A 17,238-nucleotide genomic window follows, 5' to 3' on the forward strand; every position below is an offset into this window, starting at 1 on the left:
GGAGAGACATGCCCGACGCACAGGTGCGCGAGAAGACCCCCGTCGACTTCTGGTTCGACCCGCTCTGCCCGTGGGCCTGGATGACCTCGCGCTGGATCCTGGAGGTGGAGAAGGTGCGCGACATCGAGGTCCGCTGGCACGTGATGAGCCTGGGCGTCCTCAACGAGGACAAGCTCGACGAGCTGCCCGAGGCCTACCGCGAGCTGCTGGGCCCCGCGGCCTGGATCCCCGTCCGCGTGGTGACCGCCGCCGAGCAGAAGTACGGCAAGGAGATCACCGGCCGGCTCTACACCGCGCTCGGCACCCGCATCCACAACGAGGGTCGGGGCAACGTCCCCGAGGTGATCACCGAGGCGCTGGCCGAGGTGGGCCTGCCGGTGGAGCTGGCCAAGTACGGGATCTCCGACACCTTCGACGCCGAGCTGCGCGCCTCGCACAACGACGGCATCGAGCGGGTCGGCCAAGAGGTCGGCACCCCCGTGATCTCGGTGCCGGGCGCCGACGGCGAGGACGTCGCCTTCTTCGGCCCCGTCGTCACCCCGGCCCCGCGCGGCGAGGCCGCCGCCCGGCTGTGGGACGGCACCCTGCTCGTCGCCTCCACCCCGGGCTTCTTCGAGCTGAAGCGGACCCGCGACAAGGGCCCGAGCTTCGAGTAGTCCGCCGGTCCGGGGGGCGTCGGGGAGGCGGCGAATCGTTTCCTCCCTTGGCGTCCCGACGGACACGGCCGGCGTCCCGGACGCAGGAGGCCCCCGCGAGTCATGTCCTCGCGGGGGCCTTCTGGTGGACACGCCCGCGAGTGAAGGTTGAGAAGACGATCACGAGGCGGACGGGCTGATGGTGCCGATCAGCCCTTGGCGGGGATCAGCAGCGGGGTGTTGGCCTTGGCGTCGGCGTAACGCTTGGAGACGTCCTGCCAGTTGACGACGTTCCACATCGCCTCGATGAAGTCCACCTTCTGGTTCTTGTACTGAAGGTAGAAGGCGTGCTCCCAGGCGTCGAAGACCAGGACCGGGGTGCTGGCGATGCCGACGTTGCCCTGGTGGTCGTAGACCTGCTCGACGACCAGACGGCCGCTGACGGGCTCGTACGCGAGCACGCCCCAGCCGGAGCCCTGGGTCGCGGAGGCCGCGAAGGTCAGCTGCTTCTTGAACTTCGCGAAGGAGCCGAAGGACTCGGTGATCGCGTCGGTCAGGTCGCCCAGGCCGTCCGCGGCGGTGGGCTCGCCGCCGCCCTCGCCGGTCTTCGGGCTGGCCATGTTGTGCCAGTAGATGCTGTGCAGGATGTGGCCGGAGAGGTGGAAGGCCAGGTTCTTCTCCAGGCCGTTGAGAACGCCCCAGTTCTCCTTGTCGCGGGCCTCCGCCAGCTGCTCCAGCGTGTTGTTCGCGCCGGTGACGTAGGCCGCGTGGTGCTTGTCGTGGTGAAGCTCGATGATCTGCGGATTGATCACCGGCTCCAGCGCCGCGTAGTCGTACGGAAGCTCAGGAAGCGTGTAGATGGCCATGCGTGTTATCCGGTCCCCTCAGCGTGCCAATCCCTTACTGCAATCAATGCGCAACTGCACGCTAGCAGTATCTAATCCGCCTTTCGAGTAAGGGTGACCTCTCTTGAACGGACCTCCGGAACGCCGAAGGCCGGGCTCATGCGATCGCATGAGCCCGGCCTCTGACGTGCCGTTCGGTGCGGGGTGTTACACCGGACGGAAGTCTCGCTCCGCTTCCCGGGCCGCGCTCGCGGCCCGACGCTGGAGGACGTACCCGGTCACCGCGAGGGCCGCCGTCAGCCCGCCGGTGAAGGTCACCTGCACCCGCGTGTCCGCGTCCAGGGCCATCAGCACCAGGACCCCGGCGACGCCCGCCAGCGCCACCCAGGTCAGGTACGGGAAGCACCACATCCTCACGACCAGCTTCTCGGGGGCCTCCCGCTCCGTCCGCCGGCGCAGCACGAACTGGGAGACGGCGATGAAGCCCCAGACGACGAGGATGACCCCGCCGACCATGTTCAGCAGCCAGGCGAACAGGGTGTCCGGGTACCAGTACGAGAGCAGGACGGTGACGAAGCCGAAGCCCGAGGAGGCGAGCACCGCGCGGCGGGGGACCCGACCGGAGACCTTGCCCAGCGCCTTGGGGCCCTGTCCCCGGGAGACCAGGGAGTAGGCCATGCGCGAGGAGCCGTAGATGTTGGCGTTCATCGCGGACAGCAGGGCGATCAGGATGACCACGTTCATGATCTGGCCGGCGCCCGGGATGCCCAGGTGGTCGAGGGTGGCCGCGTACGGCCCGGTCCCGGTGACGGCCGGGTCGTTCCAGGGCAGCAGGGTGACGATGACCAGCATCGAGCCGACGTAGACGATCGCGATCCGCCACATGGTGGTCCGCACGGCCTTGGCCACGCCCCTGACCGGATCCCGCGATTCGGCGGCGGCGATGGTGACCGTCTCCAGACCGCCGTACGCGACCACCGAGGCGAGCAGACCGACCAGCAGGCCGTCCACCCCGTTGGGCAGGAACCCGCCGTCGTGCAGCAGGTTCGCGGAGCCGGGGGAGGAGGTGCCGGGCAGCAGGCCGAGGACCGCGAGGACGCCCAGGCCCAGGAAGAGGGCGATGGCGCCGATCTTGAGGGCGGCGAACCAGAACTCGAACTCGCCGAAGTGGGAGACGGCGCCCAGGTTGCTGCCGCAGAACAGCGCCATGAAGACCAGCACCCACATCCACGAGGGGGTGCCGGGGAACCAGCCGGTCATGATGTGCGCCGCGCCGATCGCCTCGATGGCCACGCCCACGCACAGCAGCGTCCAGAACATCCAGCCCGCCGTGAATCCGGCCCAGGGGCCGATGGCCCGGTCGGCGTGGACGGAGAAGGAGCCGGAGGCCGGGTTGGCGGCGGACATCTCGCCGAGCATCCGCATCACGAACATCACCAGCAGCCCGGAGGCGGCGTACGCGAGCACGATGGACGGACCGGCGGCCGCGATGCCCGCGCCCGAGCCGACGAAGAGCCCCGCGCCGATGACCCCGCCGAGGGCGATCATCGAAAGGTGGCGCGGCTTGAGGCCGTTGCCGAGGGGGGATCCGGCGGCCGTCGCCTGTGGCTGTTCGGGGGGCGCGAGGGTGCTGTGCTGGCTCATGGGGGTGTGCCTGTCCGGTGTGCGGGGGAGGGTGGTGCGAGGCCCCAGTCTGCCGAGCGTCCGCTCAGCGGACGTTTGGTGTCCGATATTCGGACAGTGGTTTCACGGATCGTGATCACCTCCGTACGCTCGCCGCGTCGGCGCGGGCGTGGAGACGGCGCGGACAACCGACCGAGAGGGGCCACCGCGATGGACCGGACCACGACCACACCGACCACGACCACACCGACCACGGCAACCGTGACGCCGATGCGCGCCACCGGCCGGGGCGTGCTCGTCACCGGCGCCTCCCGGGGCATCGGCCGAGCCGTCGCCACCGCCTTCGCCGCCCGGGGCGACCGCGTCGTCGTGCACTGCTCCGCCCGCCGGGCCGACGCCGAGGAGACCCTCGCCGCGCTGGCGGGGGACGGGCACGCGCTGATCGCCGCCGACCTCGCCGACCCGGACGGGGTCGAAGACCTGGCGGCAGCGGCGGAGGCGGCGGTCGGCGGGGTGGACGTCCTGGTCAACAACGCCGCCCTGATGGTCGCCCACCCGCTCGCCGAGACCTCGTACGCGGACTGGCGGGAGGCCTGGCGGCGGACCGTCGACGTCAACCTCCTCGGCCCCGCCCACCTGAGCCACCGCGTCGCCCGCCGCATGATCGAGGCGGGCCGGGAGGGCCGCATCGTCAACGTCGGCTCGCGCGGGGCCTTCCGGGGCGAACCCGACCACCCCGCCTACGGCGCCACCAAGGCCGCGCTGCACGCGCTCGGCCAGTCCCTCGCGGTCTCCCTCGCCCCCCACGGCATCGCGGTCGCCTCCGTGGCCCCCGGATTCGTCGCCACCGAACGGGTCGCGGGCCGGCTGGAGGGGCCCGAAGGGGAGGCCATCAGGGCCCAGAGCCCCTTCGGGCGCGTCGCGGACCCGGCGGAGATCGCCGCCGCCGTCCTCTACCTGGCCTCACCCGAGGCCGTCTGGAGCTCCGGCACCGTCCTCGACGTCAACGGCGCCTCCTACTTGCGGACCTGACCGGTGCGGACCCGACCCGCCGCCGCCCGCCGGGCGCGCAGCTCCCGCGCCCACGCCACCAGCAGGACGAGCGCCGCCGCGCCCGAGGACCACAGCAACTGCGGCCGGGCGGCGTCGTCGAACAGCATCAGCACCAGCACCGCCGCCATCCCGAACAGCGCCGCCCACGTCAGGTACGGGAACAGCCACATCCGCAGCGTCAGGCGCTCCGGCATCTCCCGCTCCAGCTTCCCGCGCAGCCTCAACTGCGAGACCGCGATCAGCGCCCACACGAACAGCAGCACCGCGCCGACCGCGTTGAGCATGTAGAGGAACACCGTGTCCGGCCACAGCAGGTTCAGCACCACCGACACGAACCCGAAGGTCACCGAGGCGAACACGGCCCGCCGGGGCACCCCGCCACCCGAGACCCGCAGCAGGCCCTTCGGCGCCTCGCCCCGCTCGGCCAGCGAGAACACCATGCGCGAGGAGCCGTACAGGTTGGCGTTCAGCGCGGACAGCAGCGCCACGAACACCACGATGTTCATGACCTGCCCCGCCGCCGGAATGCCGATCGAGTCGAGGACGGCCACGTACGGGCTCTGCCCCGGGGTGAGCGAGTCCCACGGCAGCAGGGTCACGATGACCACGATCGAGCCCACGTAGAAGAAGAGGATGCGCCACACCGCGCTGCGCACCGCGCGGGCCACCGAGCGGGCCGGGTCGTCCGACTCGGCGGCGGCGATGGTGACGACCTCCAGGCCGCCGAAGGCGAAGACCACCGCCAGCAGACCCGCGATCACCCCGCCGATCCCGGCCGGGAAGAAGCCGCCGTGGCCGGTCAGGTTGGCCATGCCCACCGGATCGGTGTCCGGGAGCAGGCCGAAGATCGCCAGGGTGCCCAGGATCAGGAACAGCACGATCGCGCCGACCTTGAGCGCGGCGAACCAGAACTCGAACTCGCCGAAGTTCCGCACCGCGGCCAGGTTGCTGACGGTGAACACCACCATGAAGATCAGAACCCACACCCACTGGGCGACCGAGGGCACCCAGCCGTTCGCGATGGTCGCGGCGCCCGTCGCCTCCACGGCCAGCACCACGACCAGCAGGAACCAGTACAGCCACCCCGCCGAGAAGCCGGCCCAACGACCCAGGGCCTTCTCCGCGTACACCGAGAACGAGCCCGAGGCGGGCATCGCGGCCGACATCTCGCCGAGCATCCGCATCACCAGCATCGCGAGCAGGCCCGCGAGCACGTACGAGCAGATGATCGCGGGGCCGGCGATGCCGATGCCGGCGCCGGAGCCGACGAAGAGCCCCGCGCCGATCACCCCGCCGAGGCCCAGCATGGTCAGGTGGCGCTGCTTGAGTCCGTGGCTCAGTGGCTCGGAGGGCAGGTCGCCCAGGGAGGGAGACGGTTCGGGCAGGTCGTCGCGCATGAGGGGGTGCTCGTACTCTCGGTCGGCCAAGCGGCGTTGGGGGGCCGTACAAGGGATTGGCGGGAACCTACAGTCTGGCCGGAGGGCACCCGATGGAGCAAAAAGGGCGTGCGGTCAGATGTCGGCCGTGACGCGGATCACTGCGCCGCGCCCGCGGGTCGGGACCTTTGTCCGATCCCCACCAAACGGGGGAGCCGGCCTTTGTCCCGGCCGACGGTGGGGCGCGCGCCCGCTCCGCACTAGCCTCACGGTGTCCTGTCGATCACCACCTCGCGGAGCCCCCCGATGAGCACTGCTTCCGTCTCCTTCCGACCCGGCGCCGTCCTCGCCGACCTGCTGCCCGCGAGCCGGGTCCGCGACATCGCCCTCGTCGTCGGCGGGGCCGCGCTCACCGGCGTGGCCGCGCAGCTGTCCGTACCCGTCCCCGGCTCGCCCGTCCCGGTCACCGGCCAGACCTTCGCGGCGCTCCTCGTCGGCACCGCCCTCGGCACCCGGCGCGGCTTCCTCGCCCTCGGCCTGTACGCCCTCGTCGGCATGGCCGGCGTCCCGTGGTTCGCGGGCGGCACCTCCGGCGCGGGCGGCGCCTCCTTCGGCTACGTGCTCGGCATGCTGCTCGCCGCCACCCTCGTCGGCGCCCTCGCGCGGCGCGGCGCCGACCGGTCGGTGGCGCGTACGGCGGGCACGATGGTGCTCGGCTCCGCGGTGATCTACGCGGTGGGCGTGCCGTACCTGATGGGCGCCACCGGGATGTCCCTGAGCGCGGCCGTCGCGGCGGGCCTGACCCCGTTCCTGCTGGGCGACGCCCTCAAGGCGGCCCTGGCCATGGGCGTCCTGCCGACGGCCTGGAAGCTGGCGGGCCGCCGGGGCTGACGCCCCGCCGAACGAGAACAGCGGCCCCGGACCACGACGGAGTGGTCCGGGGCCGCTGTCGTACCGGGAGGGCGTTACGCCTCGACGGCCTTGCGCCGGACGGCGTTGCGGACCACGCCGATCACGATCACCACGGCGGCGACCAGCAGCGAGAGCAGCACGACCTGACGGTTGTCCTCGTCGTAGACCATGTAGCCCAGGACGAAGGTGATCATCGCGGCGGTGGCCCAGGTCAGGTACGGGAAGAACCACATCTTCACGGTGACCTTCTCCGGCGCCTCGCGCATCAGGATCCCGCGCATCCGCAGCTGGGTCAGGCAGATGACCAGCCAGACGAACAGCGCGATGGCGCCCGAGGAGTTCAGGAGGAAGTCGAAGATGGTGTCGGGGTAGGCGTAGTTGAAGTAGACGGCGGCGAAACCGAAGACCACGGAGCCGAGGATCGCCATCGTGGGCACGCCGCGCTTGCTCACCTTCGCGAACGCCTTCGGGGCGTCCCCGCGCTCACCGAGCGAGAAGGCCATGCGCGAGGCCGTGTACAGGCCCGAGTTGAGGCAGGACAGCACGGCGGTCAGGACGATGACCTCCATGATCGTGCCCGCGTGCGGGATGCCGATCGAGTCCAGGGCGGCGACGTACGAGCCCTTCTCGGTGATCGACGGGTCGTTCCACGGCAGCAGCGTCAGGACGATGAAGATCGAACCCAGGTAGAAGATGCCGATGCGCCAGATCACCGAGTTGGTGGCCTTGGTGACGGCGCGGCGCGGGTCCTCGGACTCGCCCGCCGCCAGGGTGACGATCTCGCTGCCCATGAAGGAGAAGACGACCATCAGCACGCCGGTGAGGATCGAGCCCGCGCCGTTGGGCATGAAGCCGCCGGCGTCCGTCAGGTGGGCGAGGCCGGCGCCCGGGTTGTCCGAGCCGGGCAGCAGACCGAAGACGGCCAGCATGCCGACGATCACGAAGGCGCCGATCGCGACGACCTTGATGCCCGCGAACCAGAACTCGAACTCGCCGTACGAGGCGACGGAGCCGAGGTTGGTGACGGTCAGCACCGCCATCACGATGAGGGCCCAGCCCCACTGCGGGACGGCCGGGATCCAGCCCTCCAGGATGGAAGCGCCGGCGGTGGCCTCCACGGCCAGCACGACGACCCAGAAGAACCAGTACAGCCAGCCGATGGAGAAGCCGGCCCAGCGGCCCAGGGCCCGGTCGGCGTAGGCCGAGAAGGAGCCCGAGTTCGGGCTGGCGGCGGCCATCTCGCCGAGCATCCGCATCACGAAGACGACCATGGCGCCGACGAGTGCGTACGAGATCAGGATGGCCGGACCGGTCTTGGCGATGCCGCCGCCGGAGCCTACGAAGAGGCCGGCGCCGATGACGCCGCCGATGGCGATCATGGACAGGTGGCGGTTCTTGAGGCCGGCCTTCAGACCGTCGGAGGGGGCGGAACCGGGTTCTCCGGTCGGGTCGCCTGCCTTCTGGAGAGTCGTCGTGGAGCTCATGGACGGTGTCCTTAGGGTTCTCGGGTTGCGAGCCCCGGCATTCAAACCTGAGACACGGGCAGGACGGAAGACCCTGTTCCGGAAGTTGCCCAAGGCTCTGATTTCGGGACCAAGGTCCCGAGCCCACCCCGTATGGGTCCTTTGGGTTTACTTGAGGTTGGGACGTGATTTACACGACACCCTCTGCGGGGCGCCGGGCGGCCGCGTGCCACACTCGACCCATGCGCGTGTATCTCGGATCCGACCATGCCGGCTTTGAGCTCAAGAACCACCTGGTGGACTGGCTCAAGAACAACGGCCACGAGCCCGTCGACTGCGGGCCCCACATCTACGACGCGGTGGACGACTACCCGCCGTTCTGCCTGCGGGCCGCGGTGAAGACCGCCGCCGACCCCGACAGCCTCGGCATCGTGATCGGCGGCTCCGGCAACGGCGAGCAGATCGCCGCCAACAAGGTCGAGGGCATCCGCGCCATCCTCGCCTGGAGCGTCCAGACCGCGGAGCTCGGCCGCGAGCACAACAACGCCAACGTCATCTCCGTCGGCGGTCGGATGCACACCGAGGACGAGGTCGTCTCCTTCGTCGACGCCTTCCTCAAGACGCCGTACTCCGGCGAGGAGCGCCACACGCGCCGCATCGACATGCTGACCGCGTACGAGCGGACCGGCGAACTGCCCCCGATCCCGGCCCACCACCCGCAGGACCAGTAGGACCCCGCCCGGCCCGCGGCAGGACCGGCCGGGCCGGTAGGACCCCGCGTGCCGCCGGACCCCGTGTCCGGCGGCACGCGCACGTCCCGCCGGAGCAGGAGAAGAACCAGAGCAGGAGAACAAGCAGTGCCCGAAGGGCATACGATCCACCGCCTCGCCCAGGACCACACCGAGCGCTTCGCCGGCCGGACCGTCCGGGTGAGCAGCCCTCAGGGCCGCTTCGCCGAGAGCGCCGTTCTCCTCGACGGTCGCGTCCTGGAGAGCGCCGAGGCCCACGGGAAGCACCTCTTCCTCGAACTCGGCGACGCCTGGATCCACATCCACCTCGGCCTCTTCGGCAAGCTCGGCTTCGGCCCCGCCCCGGCCCCGCCCGCCGCGGACACGGTCCGGCTGCGCCTGCTCAACGAGCAACACCACGCCGACCTGCGCGGCCCCACCGCCTGCGCCCTGCTCGGCGAGGGCGAGAAGAAGGCGATACACGACCGGCTCGGGCCCGACCCGTTGCGCCCGGACGACGACCCCGACCGCGCCTGGGCCCGGATCTCCCGCTCCCGGACCACCGTCGCCGCCCTGCTCATGAACCAGAAGATCGTCGCGGGCGTCGGCAACGTCTACCGCGCCGAGGTCCTCTTCCGACACGGCATCGACCCCTACCGGCTCGGCAGGGACCTCACCCGCGCCGAATGGGACGCCATGTGGGCCGACCTCGTCGTGCTGATGCGCGAGGGCGTCCGGAACAACCGCATCGACACCGTCCGCGACGAGCACCTCCCCGAGGCCATGGGGCGCCCGCCCCGGGTGGACGACCACGGCGGCGAGGTGTACGTCTACCGCCGGGCCAACATGCCCTGCCACATCTGCGGGGACGGCATCCGCACCGCCGACCTCGCCGCCCGCAACCTCTTCTGGTGCCCCGGCTGCCAACGCCGCTGAACGGCCCCCGGGGCCGGCGGCTCCGACCGGAGCCGCTGCGCCTGGAGCCCCGCACCCGGGAGCCCTCGCCCGGGAGCCCTGCGCCCGGAGCCCCGCACCAGGGGCCCCTGCGCCGGGAGCCCCGTGCCCGGGGCCGCCGTGCCTAGAACCCGTGCGACAGCCAGGGCGCCACGTCCCCGGCGAAGGCCCGCGAGGCCTCCCGCAGCGCGCCCGGGCGCAGCTCACGGACCCGGCCCGCCGCCGCCAGCGAGGTCAGACCGATCCCGCCCAGGTACGCCGAGGCCAGTTCCCGCACCGACAGCTCCAGCTCCGCCGGGTCCTCCGTCCGTACGCACCGGGCCGCCCCGTCCGCGCCGACGGTCAACCGCCACCGGCCCGCGTTCCACGGGCAGAACGCGTCCTCGACCTCCAGGGTCACGTCCAGCGCGGCCCCGTACGTCCGCGCCCGAAGCGCCGCCGGGAGGTCCACCAGCCGCAGGTGCAGCGCGTCCCGCTGCCGCGCCCCGATCCGCCGGACGTCGCTGACCAGGTGCAGCAGCGGATCGTCCGCCGGGCGCCCGGACGCCCGTACGCGCCAGGTCAGGTCGATCTCGCAGAGGTAGCGCCACAGCGCCGCGTACACCGCCGGATCCGGCGCGTCCACGTCGTCCACCCGCACCGTGCCGTCCGAGCCGCTCTGCTCCCAGTCCGGCGAGACCCGGTAGCGGGCGTAGCCCACGACCTGCCCGTCCGGCGTCTCGGCCACCACGCACTTCAGCGGCGAGGCGCCCGCCCGGCGGGCCTCCGGATCGAGCAGCGCCTGTCGCTCCCAGCCCGGCTGTCGGGCCGGCATCCCCGGCCGGGTCGCCACCAGGGCCGCGTAGACCCGCTCGCAGTCCGCGAGCGCCTCCCGCGGGTCGACCAGGCGCAGCCGCACCGCGTCCGTCCCCGGGGGCACGTTCAGCCGGACGCGCGTGGTGTCGACGTCCACGGCCAGGGAGTACGTGGCGGTGCCGTAGCCGAAGCGGCCGTAGATCTGTGGCTCGGAGGCCGTCAGCACGGCGATCGGCTCGCCACCGGCGCGGACGTCGTCCAACTGGCGGCGCATCATCGAGGTCAGCACCCCGCGCCTGCGGTGGGTCGGCGCGACCCCCACCATCGTGACGCCGGCGGCCGGGACCAGGGCGCCGCCCGGCACCGACAGGCGGAAGCTGAACGCCCCGGCCGTGCCCACGCAGGCCTCTCCGTCCCAGACGCCCAGGGAACGCTCCGGCTCCGTCAGGGAGCGGTAGAGTTCCCGCTCTTCGGTGGGCTCGGGCACTCCACCGAACGCCAGTTCCAGCAGTTCGTACCAGACATTCCACTCATCGGACCGCAGCACGCGCATTTCAAGGGCCATAGGGCCATCCCTACCAGGACATTCCGCCCCGGTCGAAACCTTTTCGAGCGTCAACGGGCCACCCGTCGAACCCCAGGTCCGGGGGTACCCCTGCGCGCACACAGCGAGGATGGATAGGGTCCCGAATCAATGGCCGGAGCACGTGTCGAGACGCTCAGGGCCCGCATGCGCATGATGTCGCACCGGGCCCGCACCGCCCTGCGCAAATCCGCCGTCGACTACTTCCGCGGCGACGGCTCCGACTGGCTCGCCTTCGCCGGGCTCTTCCTGACCGTACCCGCCATAGCCTGCGGCACCCTGATGATGCCCGTCTGGTTCTCCCCGTCGGCGCTGGTCCTGCCCATCGTCGCGGGCGGCCTCCTGCTGCGGCCCGCCAGCCTCCTCGGCCTCTACGCCGCCTCCGCGGCCGCCCTGATCGTCGAGGCCCTCGTCCTGGGCCCGTACACCGAAGGGCCGGCCAGAGTCACCCCCGGCACGGTGCTCACCGTGGCCGCCTGCGGGTTCTTCGGCCTGGTCATCGCCCAGTTCCGCAGCCGCGTCGGCGTGCCCTGGAGACGCGGCGGCACCATGCTCTTCGACCTGCGCGAACGCATCCGCGTCCAGAGCAAGCTGCCCGCCCTGCCGCGCGGATGGCACCAGGAGATGGCCCTGCGCCCGGCCGGGGGCCAGTCCTTCTCCGGGGACTTCGTCGTCGCAGCCCGCACCCACGGCGGTCGCACCCTGGAGATCGTCCTGACCGACGTCTCCGGCAAGGGCATGGAAGCCGGCTCCCGCGCCCTGCTGCTCTCCGGCGCCTTCGGCGGCCTGCTGGGCGCCCTGCCCCCGCACGGGTTCCTGCCCGCCGCCAACGGCTACCTGCTCCGCCAGGACTGGGACGAGGGGTTCGCCACCTCCATCCACCTCGTCCTGGACTTGGAGAGCGGGGACTACGAGCTGCTCTCCGCCGGCCACCTCCCCGCCCTCCAGCTCTCCGCCGGCACCGGCCGCTGGCAGGAGGTCACCGGAGAGGGCCCGCTCCTCGGCGTCTACGACGGCGCCGAGTTCCTCCCCGCCCGCGGCAACCTGCGTCGAGGCGACGTCCTCATGCTCTTCACCGACGGCCTCGTCGAGACCGCCGAACGCGAGATCAGCGAGGGCATCGACCGCCTCACCGGCGAGGCCGACCGCTACGTCGCCGCCGGCTGGGAGGGCGCGGCCTGGCACCTCATCGAGAAGGTCGCCAAGGACGTCAACGACGACCGCGCCCTCCTCCTCATCCGCCGCTCCCCGTAAGCCGCTCCCTGTAGGCCGTTCCGCCGCTGGTCCGATTCATCCAGGCCGCTACCGACCGTCCACGGACCTCCACGGGTCGAGCCCCATCCGGCCCGTGTTGCCGAGGTCCACCGGGTGCTCCAGCTCCAGCGTCAGCCGGGGCGCCCCCGGCTTCGGGACGACCTCCAGGACCCGGCCCTCGACGACCGGTCCGGCCCCGTCCGTCACCAGGTTGCGCCAGAGCAGCCCCGTCGAGGCCGCCTGTCCCGGGCGCAGCACCACCTTCCGCGCGGGCGCGCCGTCGCCGCCGTCGCCCGCCGGCATGACGCCGTTCCTCCCCGGCGCCACCGACACCTCCACCGGCTTCCGCGCCCCGTCCAGCAGCCGGACCTCCGGATAGCCCTCCAGCTCGTACGCCCCCGTACCGCAGTTGAGGAGCTGGACGTCCGCCACCCGCAGCCCCATCGCCGCGTTCCCCGCACCCTCCAGCAGCCGCACCCCGCCCGCGGGGCACGGCACCGGCTCCGCCGACGGAGGCGTCTCCCCGAGTTCCTCGAAGAGGGCGCCGCACCCCGTCAGCACCCCCAGCAGGGCCAAAGCCCCCACCACCGCGCCGACTTGCCTTCCCCACCCGTGTTGACCCATCCGGCGACCCTACGTCGCCCCGCCGGGCCACTCCCGGCCGATTGGCCGGCCCGCCCCGCGCCCCGGAGCCCTACGGTGCCGCCATGGACCGCACCCTCGCCGCCGACCTGGCCCGCCTCCCCGAGCTCCTCGACACCACCCGCCGCGCCGCCGTCGAGGCCCTCGCGGCCCTGGACGCGCGCCCCGTCGTACCGGCCCCGCAGCCGCCGCCCGCACCCGGGCCGCTCCCCGAGGACGGTTCGGGCGCCGCCGAGGCCCTCGCCGAGTTCCGGGCCCGCTGGGAGCCCCGCCTTTCCGCCTCCGCGGGCCCCCGCTACCTGGGCTTCGTCACCGGCGGGGCCACCCCCGCCGCCCTCGCCGGGGACTGGCTCACCGCCGTCCACGACCAGAACTCCAACTCCGCCTTCGACGGGGCGGGCCAGCACCTCGAACGCGAGACCGTCTCCTGGCTCCGCGAGCTGTTCCACCTGAGCCCCGCCCACACCGGCACGTTCGTCAGCGGCGCCACCGTCTCCAACACCGTCGGACTGGCGATCGCCCGCGAGTGGCTCGGCGAACGCCTCGGGGTGTCGGTGTCCGAGGACGGCGCCGCCGCCCTCGGTCGGGTCCGCGTCCTGTCCGGGGCCCCGCACTCCTCCATCGCCAAGGCCCTCTCCGTCCTGGGCCTCGGCCGTTCCTCCCTCGTCACCGTCCCCACCCTCCCCGGTCGGGAGGCCGTCGACCCCGCCGCCCTGGAGCGGGCCCTGGCCGACGGGAGCGGCCCCGCCGTGGTCGTGGCCAACGCGGGCACCGTCAACACCGTCGACTTCGACGACCTGGGCGCCCTCGCCGCCCTCAGGGAACGCCACGACTTCTGGCTGCACACCGACGCCGCCTTCGGGGCCTTCGCCACCCTCTCCCCGTCGCACGCCCACCTGACCGCCGGCCTCGACGCCTCCGACTCCGTCTGCGTCGACCTGCACAAGTGGCTCAACGTCCCCTATGACAGCGCCGTCCAGTTCACCCGCCGCCGCGACCTCCAGGTTCGGGTCTTCCAGAACGCCGCCGCCTACCTCGGCCCCCTCGGCGCGGACCCCGACCTGGTCCACCTCACCCCCGAGAACTCCCACCGGCTGCGCGCCCTGGCCGCCTGGTTCACCCTGCGCGCCTATGGCCGCGCCGGCCACAGGGAGATCGTCGAGCGGGACATCGACTGCGCGCGCGCCCTCGGAGCGGAGATCGACCGGGACCCGGCCCTGCGCCTGCTGGCCCCGGTCCGCCTCAACGTCGTCTGCTTCACCCTCGCCGCCGACCCCACCCCCGAGCGCCTGGCCGCCCTGCGCGAAGCCGCCGGCCCCGAGGTCTTCGTCACCCCCACCGTCTACGGTGGGACCCCCGCCCTGCGCGCCGCCTTCTCCAACTGGCGCACCACGCGGGCGGACGCGCACCGGGCCGCCGAGGCGCTCCGTACGGCAGCGAAGGAGCTCGCATGACCCGGCCGCCCGTCACCCTCACCCTCACCGAGGTCGAGGCCCTCGCCCGCGCGGCGCACGAGGGCCAGACCGACAAGGCGGGCCGCCCCTACGCCGAGCACCTGGCGGCGGTCGCCGAGGGGGTCCGCCTGCGCGGCGGCACCGTGGAACAGCAGGCCGCGGCCTGGCTCCACGACTCCGTGGAGGACGAAGCCCTCAGCCCCGCCCGGTTCGCCGCACTCGCCCTCCCCGACACGGTCAGGGCGATGGTCCTGGCCCTCACCAAACGCCCCGGCGAACCCCTGGAGGCGTACGCCGACCGCGTCCTGACCACCCCCGGCGCCCTCCTGGTGAAGGAGGCGGACATCGCCCACAACGCCGACCCCGTCCGCCTCTCCGTCCTGGACACCCCCACCCGGGACCGTTTGTCCGCGAAGTACGCCTATGTCCGTTCCCTCCTCGGTATCACCACCTGAAACATGCCCGGCGCATGACCGTGCGACGGGAAAGAACCCATGGCGATTCGTCACGAGGCGGATAGCCGGGGCCGGTTGGTGGGAGGATGGAAGGCAAGGGGGTGTGCGCGGCCGTGCGCCCCGGGCCGACCAGGGGACGACCGAAGGTGTGATCAGAAGTGGCCATTTCGCTGTCAGTGGTGGTTCTGTTGGCGATCATTTTGGTGATCCTGATCCGCGGCAAGCACATGAAGGGCGGCCCGGCGATCATCGCCGTCCTCTTCGGTTTCTTCCTGGCGTCGAGCTCCATCGCCCCGGACGTGAACCGGTTCCTGAACTCCCTCGCGGACACCATCGCCGGCATCAAGCTCTGAGCGAGGACCCCGACAACGACGAAGGGCCAGGTCGAGGGAACATCCTCTGACCTGGCCCTTCGTACTTCTGAGCGGGTGACGGGAATCGAACCCGCGTAGCTAGTTTGGAAGACTAGTGCTCTACCATTGAGCTACACCCGCAACGCACGCGCCGCAGGTCCGGGGACCGCGGCTACGGACAGCATCCTAGCGGGTCGTCACGGGGGAGCGCACACCCCTTTGCTCTTGCGTCGGCGACCACTCGTCGCGGGCGTACGTGCGATCCGGGAAGGCCGTGCGTCCTCGGAGACTCCGGAGCGGCTCCGGGCATGTACCCTACGTGTCGCACCGACGGGGTGTGGCGCAGCTTGGTAGCGCGTCCGCTTTGGGAGCGGAAGGTCGTCGGTTCGAATCCGGCCACCCCGACCATCCAGTACGGCCACACGGAGATCGCGCGGAGAGTCGCGCGGGAAGATCGCGTTGTGGGCTGATTGCCGCTTGCGGTTACTATGCAAGCTGCGTGCCCGTGTGTCTGATGTACCGGGCCGAATCCGCCGAGATCACTGAGTCCCAGTGTTCCGGCAGAACCCCCAGCAGTCAGCCACAAGGAGACCGAACCGTGAAGAGCGCCGTGGAGACCCTGAACCCGACTCGGGTTCGGTTCACTGTTGAGGTGCCCTTCGAGGAGCTCAAGGACAGCCTCGACGCGGCCTACAAGAAGATCAACCAGCAGGTCACGGTGAAGGGCTTCCGCAAGGGCAAGGTCCCGGCCCGTGTCATCGACCAGAAGTTCGGTCGTGGTGCTGTGCTCGAAGAGGCCGTCAACGACGCCCTTCCGAAGTTCTACACCGAGGCGGTCAACGAGGCCGACCTCAACCCGCTGGGCCAGCCCGAGGTCGACATCACGGAGCTGAAGGACGGCGAGGTGCTCACCTTCACCGCCGAGGTCGACATCCGCCCCGAGATCGAGATCCCGGACTACTCCGGCATCGAGGTCGAGGTCGACGCCATCGAGGTCTCGGACGAGGACGTCGAGAAGGCGGTCGAGCAGCTGCGCGGCCGCTTCGCGTCCACGAACGACGTCGAGCGCGCCGCCCAGGACGGCGACGTCGTCACGATCGACCTGGAGGCCAAGGTCGACGGAGAGGTGCTGGAGGACGGTGTCGCGAGCGACGTCTCCTACACCATCGGTTCGGGCGAGCTGCTCGAAGGCATCGACGAGGCCGTCAAGGGCCTGGAGGCCGGTGGCGAGGCCACCTTCACCTCCCAGCTGAAGGGCGGCTCCGCCGAGGGCCAGGACGCCGAGGTCACCGTCAAGGTCACCAAGGTCTCCGCCCGTGAGCTGCCGGAGCTGGACGACGAGTTCGCGCAGATGGCGAGCGAGTTCGACACGCTGGAGGAGCTGAAGGCGGACAGCCGCAAGCGCCTGGAGAGCACCAAGCAGTTCGACCAGGCCACCCAGGCCCAGGAGCGCGTGCTGGAGAAGTTCCTGGAGCTCGCGGAGATCCCGGTCCCCGAGAAGCTGCTCGCGGACGAGGTCCAGACCCGCAAGCACAACCTGGAGCACCACCAGCTCGGCCAGATGGGCATGGACCTCCAGAAGTTCCTGGAGATCCAGGGCAAGACGGTCGAGGAGTTCGACGCCGAGACCTCCGAGCAGGCCGTCAAGGGCATCAAGACCCAGTTCCTGCTGGACGCCCTGGTCAACAAGGAGAAGCTGGGCGTCAACCAGGAGGAGCTCACCGAGCACCTCATGCGCCGCGCGCAGTCCTCGGGCATGTCCCCGGACCAGTTCGCCCAGGCGGTCGTCGAGGGTGGCCAGGTCCCGATGCTCGTCGGTGAGGTCGCCCGCGGCAAGGCCCTCGCGGTCGTCGTCGAGGCCGCCAAGGTCGTCGACACCAACGGCGAGGTCGTCGACCTCTCCGACGACGAGGACGAGACCGAGGCCGTCGAGGCCGCGGCCGACGCCGATGTCGAGGCCGACACCGAGGTCGAGGCCGACGAAGCCAAGTAACACCCCGGGCGCAGCCCGTTGAGCAGCGCCCCGAAGGGCCCGGACGCGGTCGTGTCCGGGCCCTTCGACGTGCCGGTCCGGAAGCCGCGGGAGGCCCTCGCAGGCCTTCCCTAGCTTGCG

16 protein-coding genes and 2 tRNA genes are annotated in these 17,238 nt (G+C 71.5%); 11 read left to right on the forward strand and 7 right to left on the reverse strand.

From position 1 onward, the window contains the following. Positions 1-8 precede the first annotated feature (8 nt). Entirely contained in the window at positions 9-656 is a 648-nt protein-coding gene (locus ACIOD1_RS23880; protein ID WP_365614783.1) for a DsbA family protein, read from the forward strand. Between the two features lie 188 nt (positions 657-844). On the opposite strand, the gene ACIOD1_RS23885 is transcribed toward ACIOD1_RS23880, so the two are convergent. Next, positions 845-1,501, reverse strand: coding sequence for a superoxide dismutase (locus ACIOD1_RS23885; RefSeq protein WP_365614781.1), 657 nt, complete (start codon positions 1,499-1,501; stop codon positions 845-847). Between the two features lie 186 nt (positions 1,502-1,687). Continuing rightward, the gene (locus ACIOD1_RS23890) at positions 1,688-3,124 is read right to left on the reverse strand and encodes an amino acid permease (protein WP_365614778.1); all 1,437 of its coding nucleotides are present in this window, start codon (positions 3,122-3,124) and stop codon (positions 1,688-1,690) included. 249 nt (positions 3,125-3,373) lie between these two features. Between ACIOD1_RS23890 and ACIOD1_RS23895 the strand changes: the two genes are divergently transcribed. Then, on the forward strand, positions 3,374-4,135 hold the full coding sequence (locus ACIOD1_RS23895) for an SDR family oxidoreductase (protein WP_365615057.1): 762 nt from the start codon (positions 3,374-3,376) through the stop codon (positions 4,133-4,135). Here ACIOD1_RS23895 and ACIOD1_RS23900 read toward each other — a convergent pair. Continuing rightward, on the reverse strand, positions 4,120-5,553 hold the full coding sequence (locus ACIOD1_RS23900; protein WP_365615053.1) for an amino acid permease: 1,434 nt from the start codon (positions 5,551-5,553) through the stop codon (positions 4,120-4,122). The two genes, ACIOD1_RS23895 and ACIOD1_RS23900, sit on opposite strands and share 16 nt — an antisense overlap. Positions 5,554-5,838: 285 nt before the next feature. Here ACIOD1_RS23900 and ACIOD1_RS23905 point away from each other — a divergent pair, with 285 nt between their 5' ends. Beyond that, entirely contained in the window at positions 5,839-6,423 is a 585-nt protein-coding gene (locus ACIOD1_RS23905) for a biotin transporter BioY (protein ID WP_401904497.1), read from the forward strand. 74 nt (positions 6,424-6,497) lie between these two features. Here the strand turns inward: ACIOD1_RS23905 and ACIOD1_RS23910 are convergent, their stop codons facing one another. Further along, on the reverse strand, positions 6,498-7,928 hold the full coding sequence (locus ACIOD1_RS23910; RefSeq protein WP_365614773.1) for an amino acid permease: 1,431 nt from the start codon (positions 7,926-7,928) through the stop codon (positions 6,498-6,500). A gap of 221 nt (positions 7,929-8,149) precedes the next feature. Between ACIOD1_RS23910 and ACIOD1_RS23915 the strand changes: the two genes are divergently transcribed. Together ACIOD1_RS23915 and ACIOD1_RS23920 are read left to right on the forward strand one after the other, a co-directional pair. Further along, complete coding sequence (locus ACIOD1_RS23915; protein WP_365614770.1) at positions 8,150-8,638, forward strand: ribose-5-phosphate isomerase; 489 nt, start codon at positions 8,150-8,152, stop codon at positions 8,636-8,638. A gap of 126 nt (positions 8,639-8,764) precedes the next feature. After that, a complete protein-coding gene (locus ACIOD1_RS23920) occupies positions 8,765-9,571 on the forward strand; it encodes an Fpg/Nei family DNA glycosylase (protein ID WP_401904498.1) in 807 nt (268 codons plus the stop codon). A 142-nt stretch (positions 9,572-9,713) separates the two neighbouring features. Here ACIOD1_RS23920 and ACIOD1_RS23925 read toward each other — a convergent pair whose 3' ends face one another. Next, positions 9,714-10,949 carry a GNAT family N-acetyltransferase gene (locus ACIOD1_RS23925; protein ID WP_401904500.1) on the reverse strand — a complete coding sequence of 412 codons (1,236 nt, stop codon included), beginning with the start codon at positions 10,947-10,949 and terminating at the stop codon, positions 9,714-9,716. A gap of 129 nt (positions 10,950-11,078) precedes the next feature. Here ACIOD1_RS23925 and ACIOD1_RS23930 point away from each other — a divergent pair, with 129 nt between their 5' ends. Next, positions 11,079-12,221, forward strand: coding sequence for a PP2C family protein-serine/threonine phosphatase (locus ACIOD1_RS23930; protein WP_401904501.1), 1,143 nt, complete (start codon positions 11,079-11,081; stop codon positions 12,219-12,221). 48 nt (positions 12,222-12,269) lie between these two features. Here the strand turns inward: ACIOD1_RS23930 and ACIOD1_RS23935 are convergent, their stop codons facing one another. Beyond that, the gene (locus tag ACIOD1_RS23935; RefSeq protein WP_365614758.1) at positions 12,270-12,845 is read right to left on the reverse strand and encodes a DUF4232 domain-containing protein; all 576 of its coding nucleotides are present in this window, start codon (positions 12,843-12,845) and stop codon (positions 12,270-12,272) included. Positions 12,846-12,928: 83 nt separating this feature from the next. Here ACIOD1_RS23935 and ACIOD1_RS23940 point away from each other — a divergent pair, with 83 nt between their 5' ends. From ACIOD1_RS23940 to ACIOD1_RS23950, 3 genes are all read left to right on the forward strand, one after another. Beyond that, positions 12,929-14,317, forward strand: a complete 1,389-nt coding sequence (locus ACIOD1_RS23940) for a pyridoxal phosphate-dependent decarboxylase family protein (RefSeq protein ID WP_401904503.1) — start codon at positions 12,929-12,931, stop codon at positions 14,315-14,317. Further along, positions 14,314-14,772 carry an HD domain-containing protein gene (locus ACIOD1_RS23945; protein WP_365614752.1) on the forward strand — a complete coding sequence of 153 codons (459 nt, stop codon included), beginning with the start codon at positions 14,314-14,316 and terminating at the stop codon, positions 14,770-14,772. The genes ACIOD1_RS23940 and ACIOD1_RS23945 overlap by 4 nt, the downstream gene beginning before the upstream one ends. Positions 14,773-14,930: 158 nt before the next feature. Next, a complete protein-coding gene (locus tag ACIOD1_RS23950) occupies positions 14,931-15,125 on the forward strand; it encodes a hypothetical protein (RefSeq protein WP_365614749.1) in 195 nt (64 codons plus the stop codon). A gap of 70 nt (positions 15,126-15,195) precedes the next feature. On the opposite strand, the gene ACIOD1_RS23955 is transcribed toward ACIOD1_RS23950, so the two are convergent. Continuing rightward, positions 15,196-15,266: transfer RNA gene (locus ACIOD1_RS23955), tRNA-Gly, on the reverse strand. A 190-nt stretch (positions 15,267-15,456) separates the two neighbouring features. On the opposite strand from ACIOD1_RS23955, the gene ACIOD1_RS23960 reads away from it, so the two are divergent. Together ACIOD1_RS23960 and tig are read left to right on the forward strand one after the other, a co-directional pair. Next, positions 15,457-15,533 (forward strand) — tRNA-Pro (locus ACIOD1_RS23960). Between the two features lie 190 nt (positions 15,534-15,723). Then, on the forward strand, positions 15,724-17,118 hold the full coding sequence (gene tig, locus ACIOD1_RS23965; RefSeq protein ID WP_365614746.1) for a trigger factor: 1,395 nt from the start codon (positions 15,724-15,726) through the stop codon (positions 17,116-17,118). Positions 17,119-17,238 lie beyond the last annotated feature (120 nt).

The sequence above is a fragment of the Streptomyces sp. NPDC088097 genome (genome assembly GCF_044741845.1).
In the GTDB taxonomy this organism is placed as follows: Bacteria; Actinomycetota; Actinomycetes; order Streptomycetales; family Streptomycetaceae; genus Streptomyces.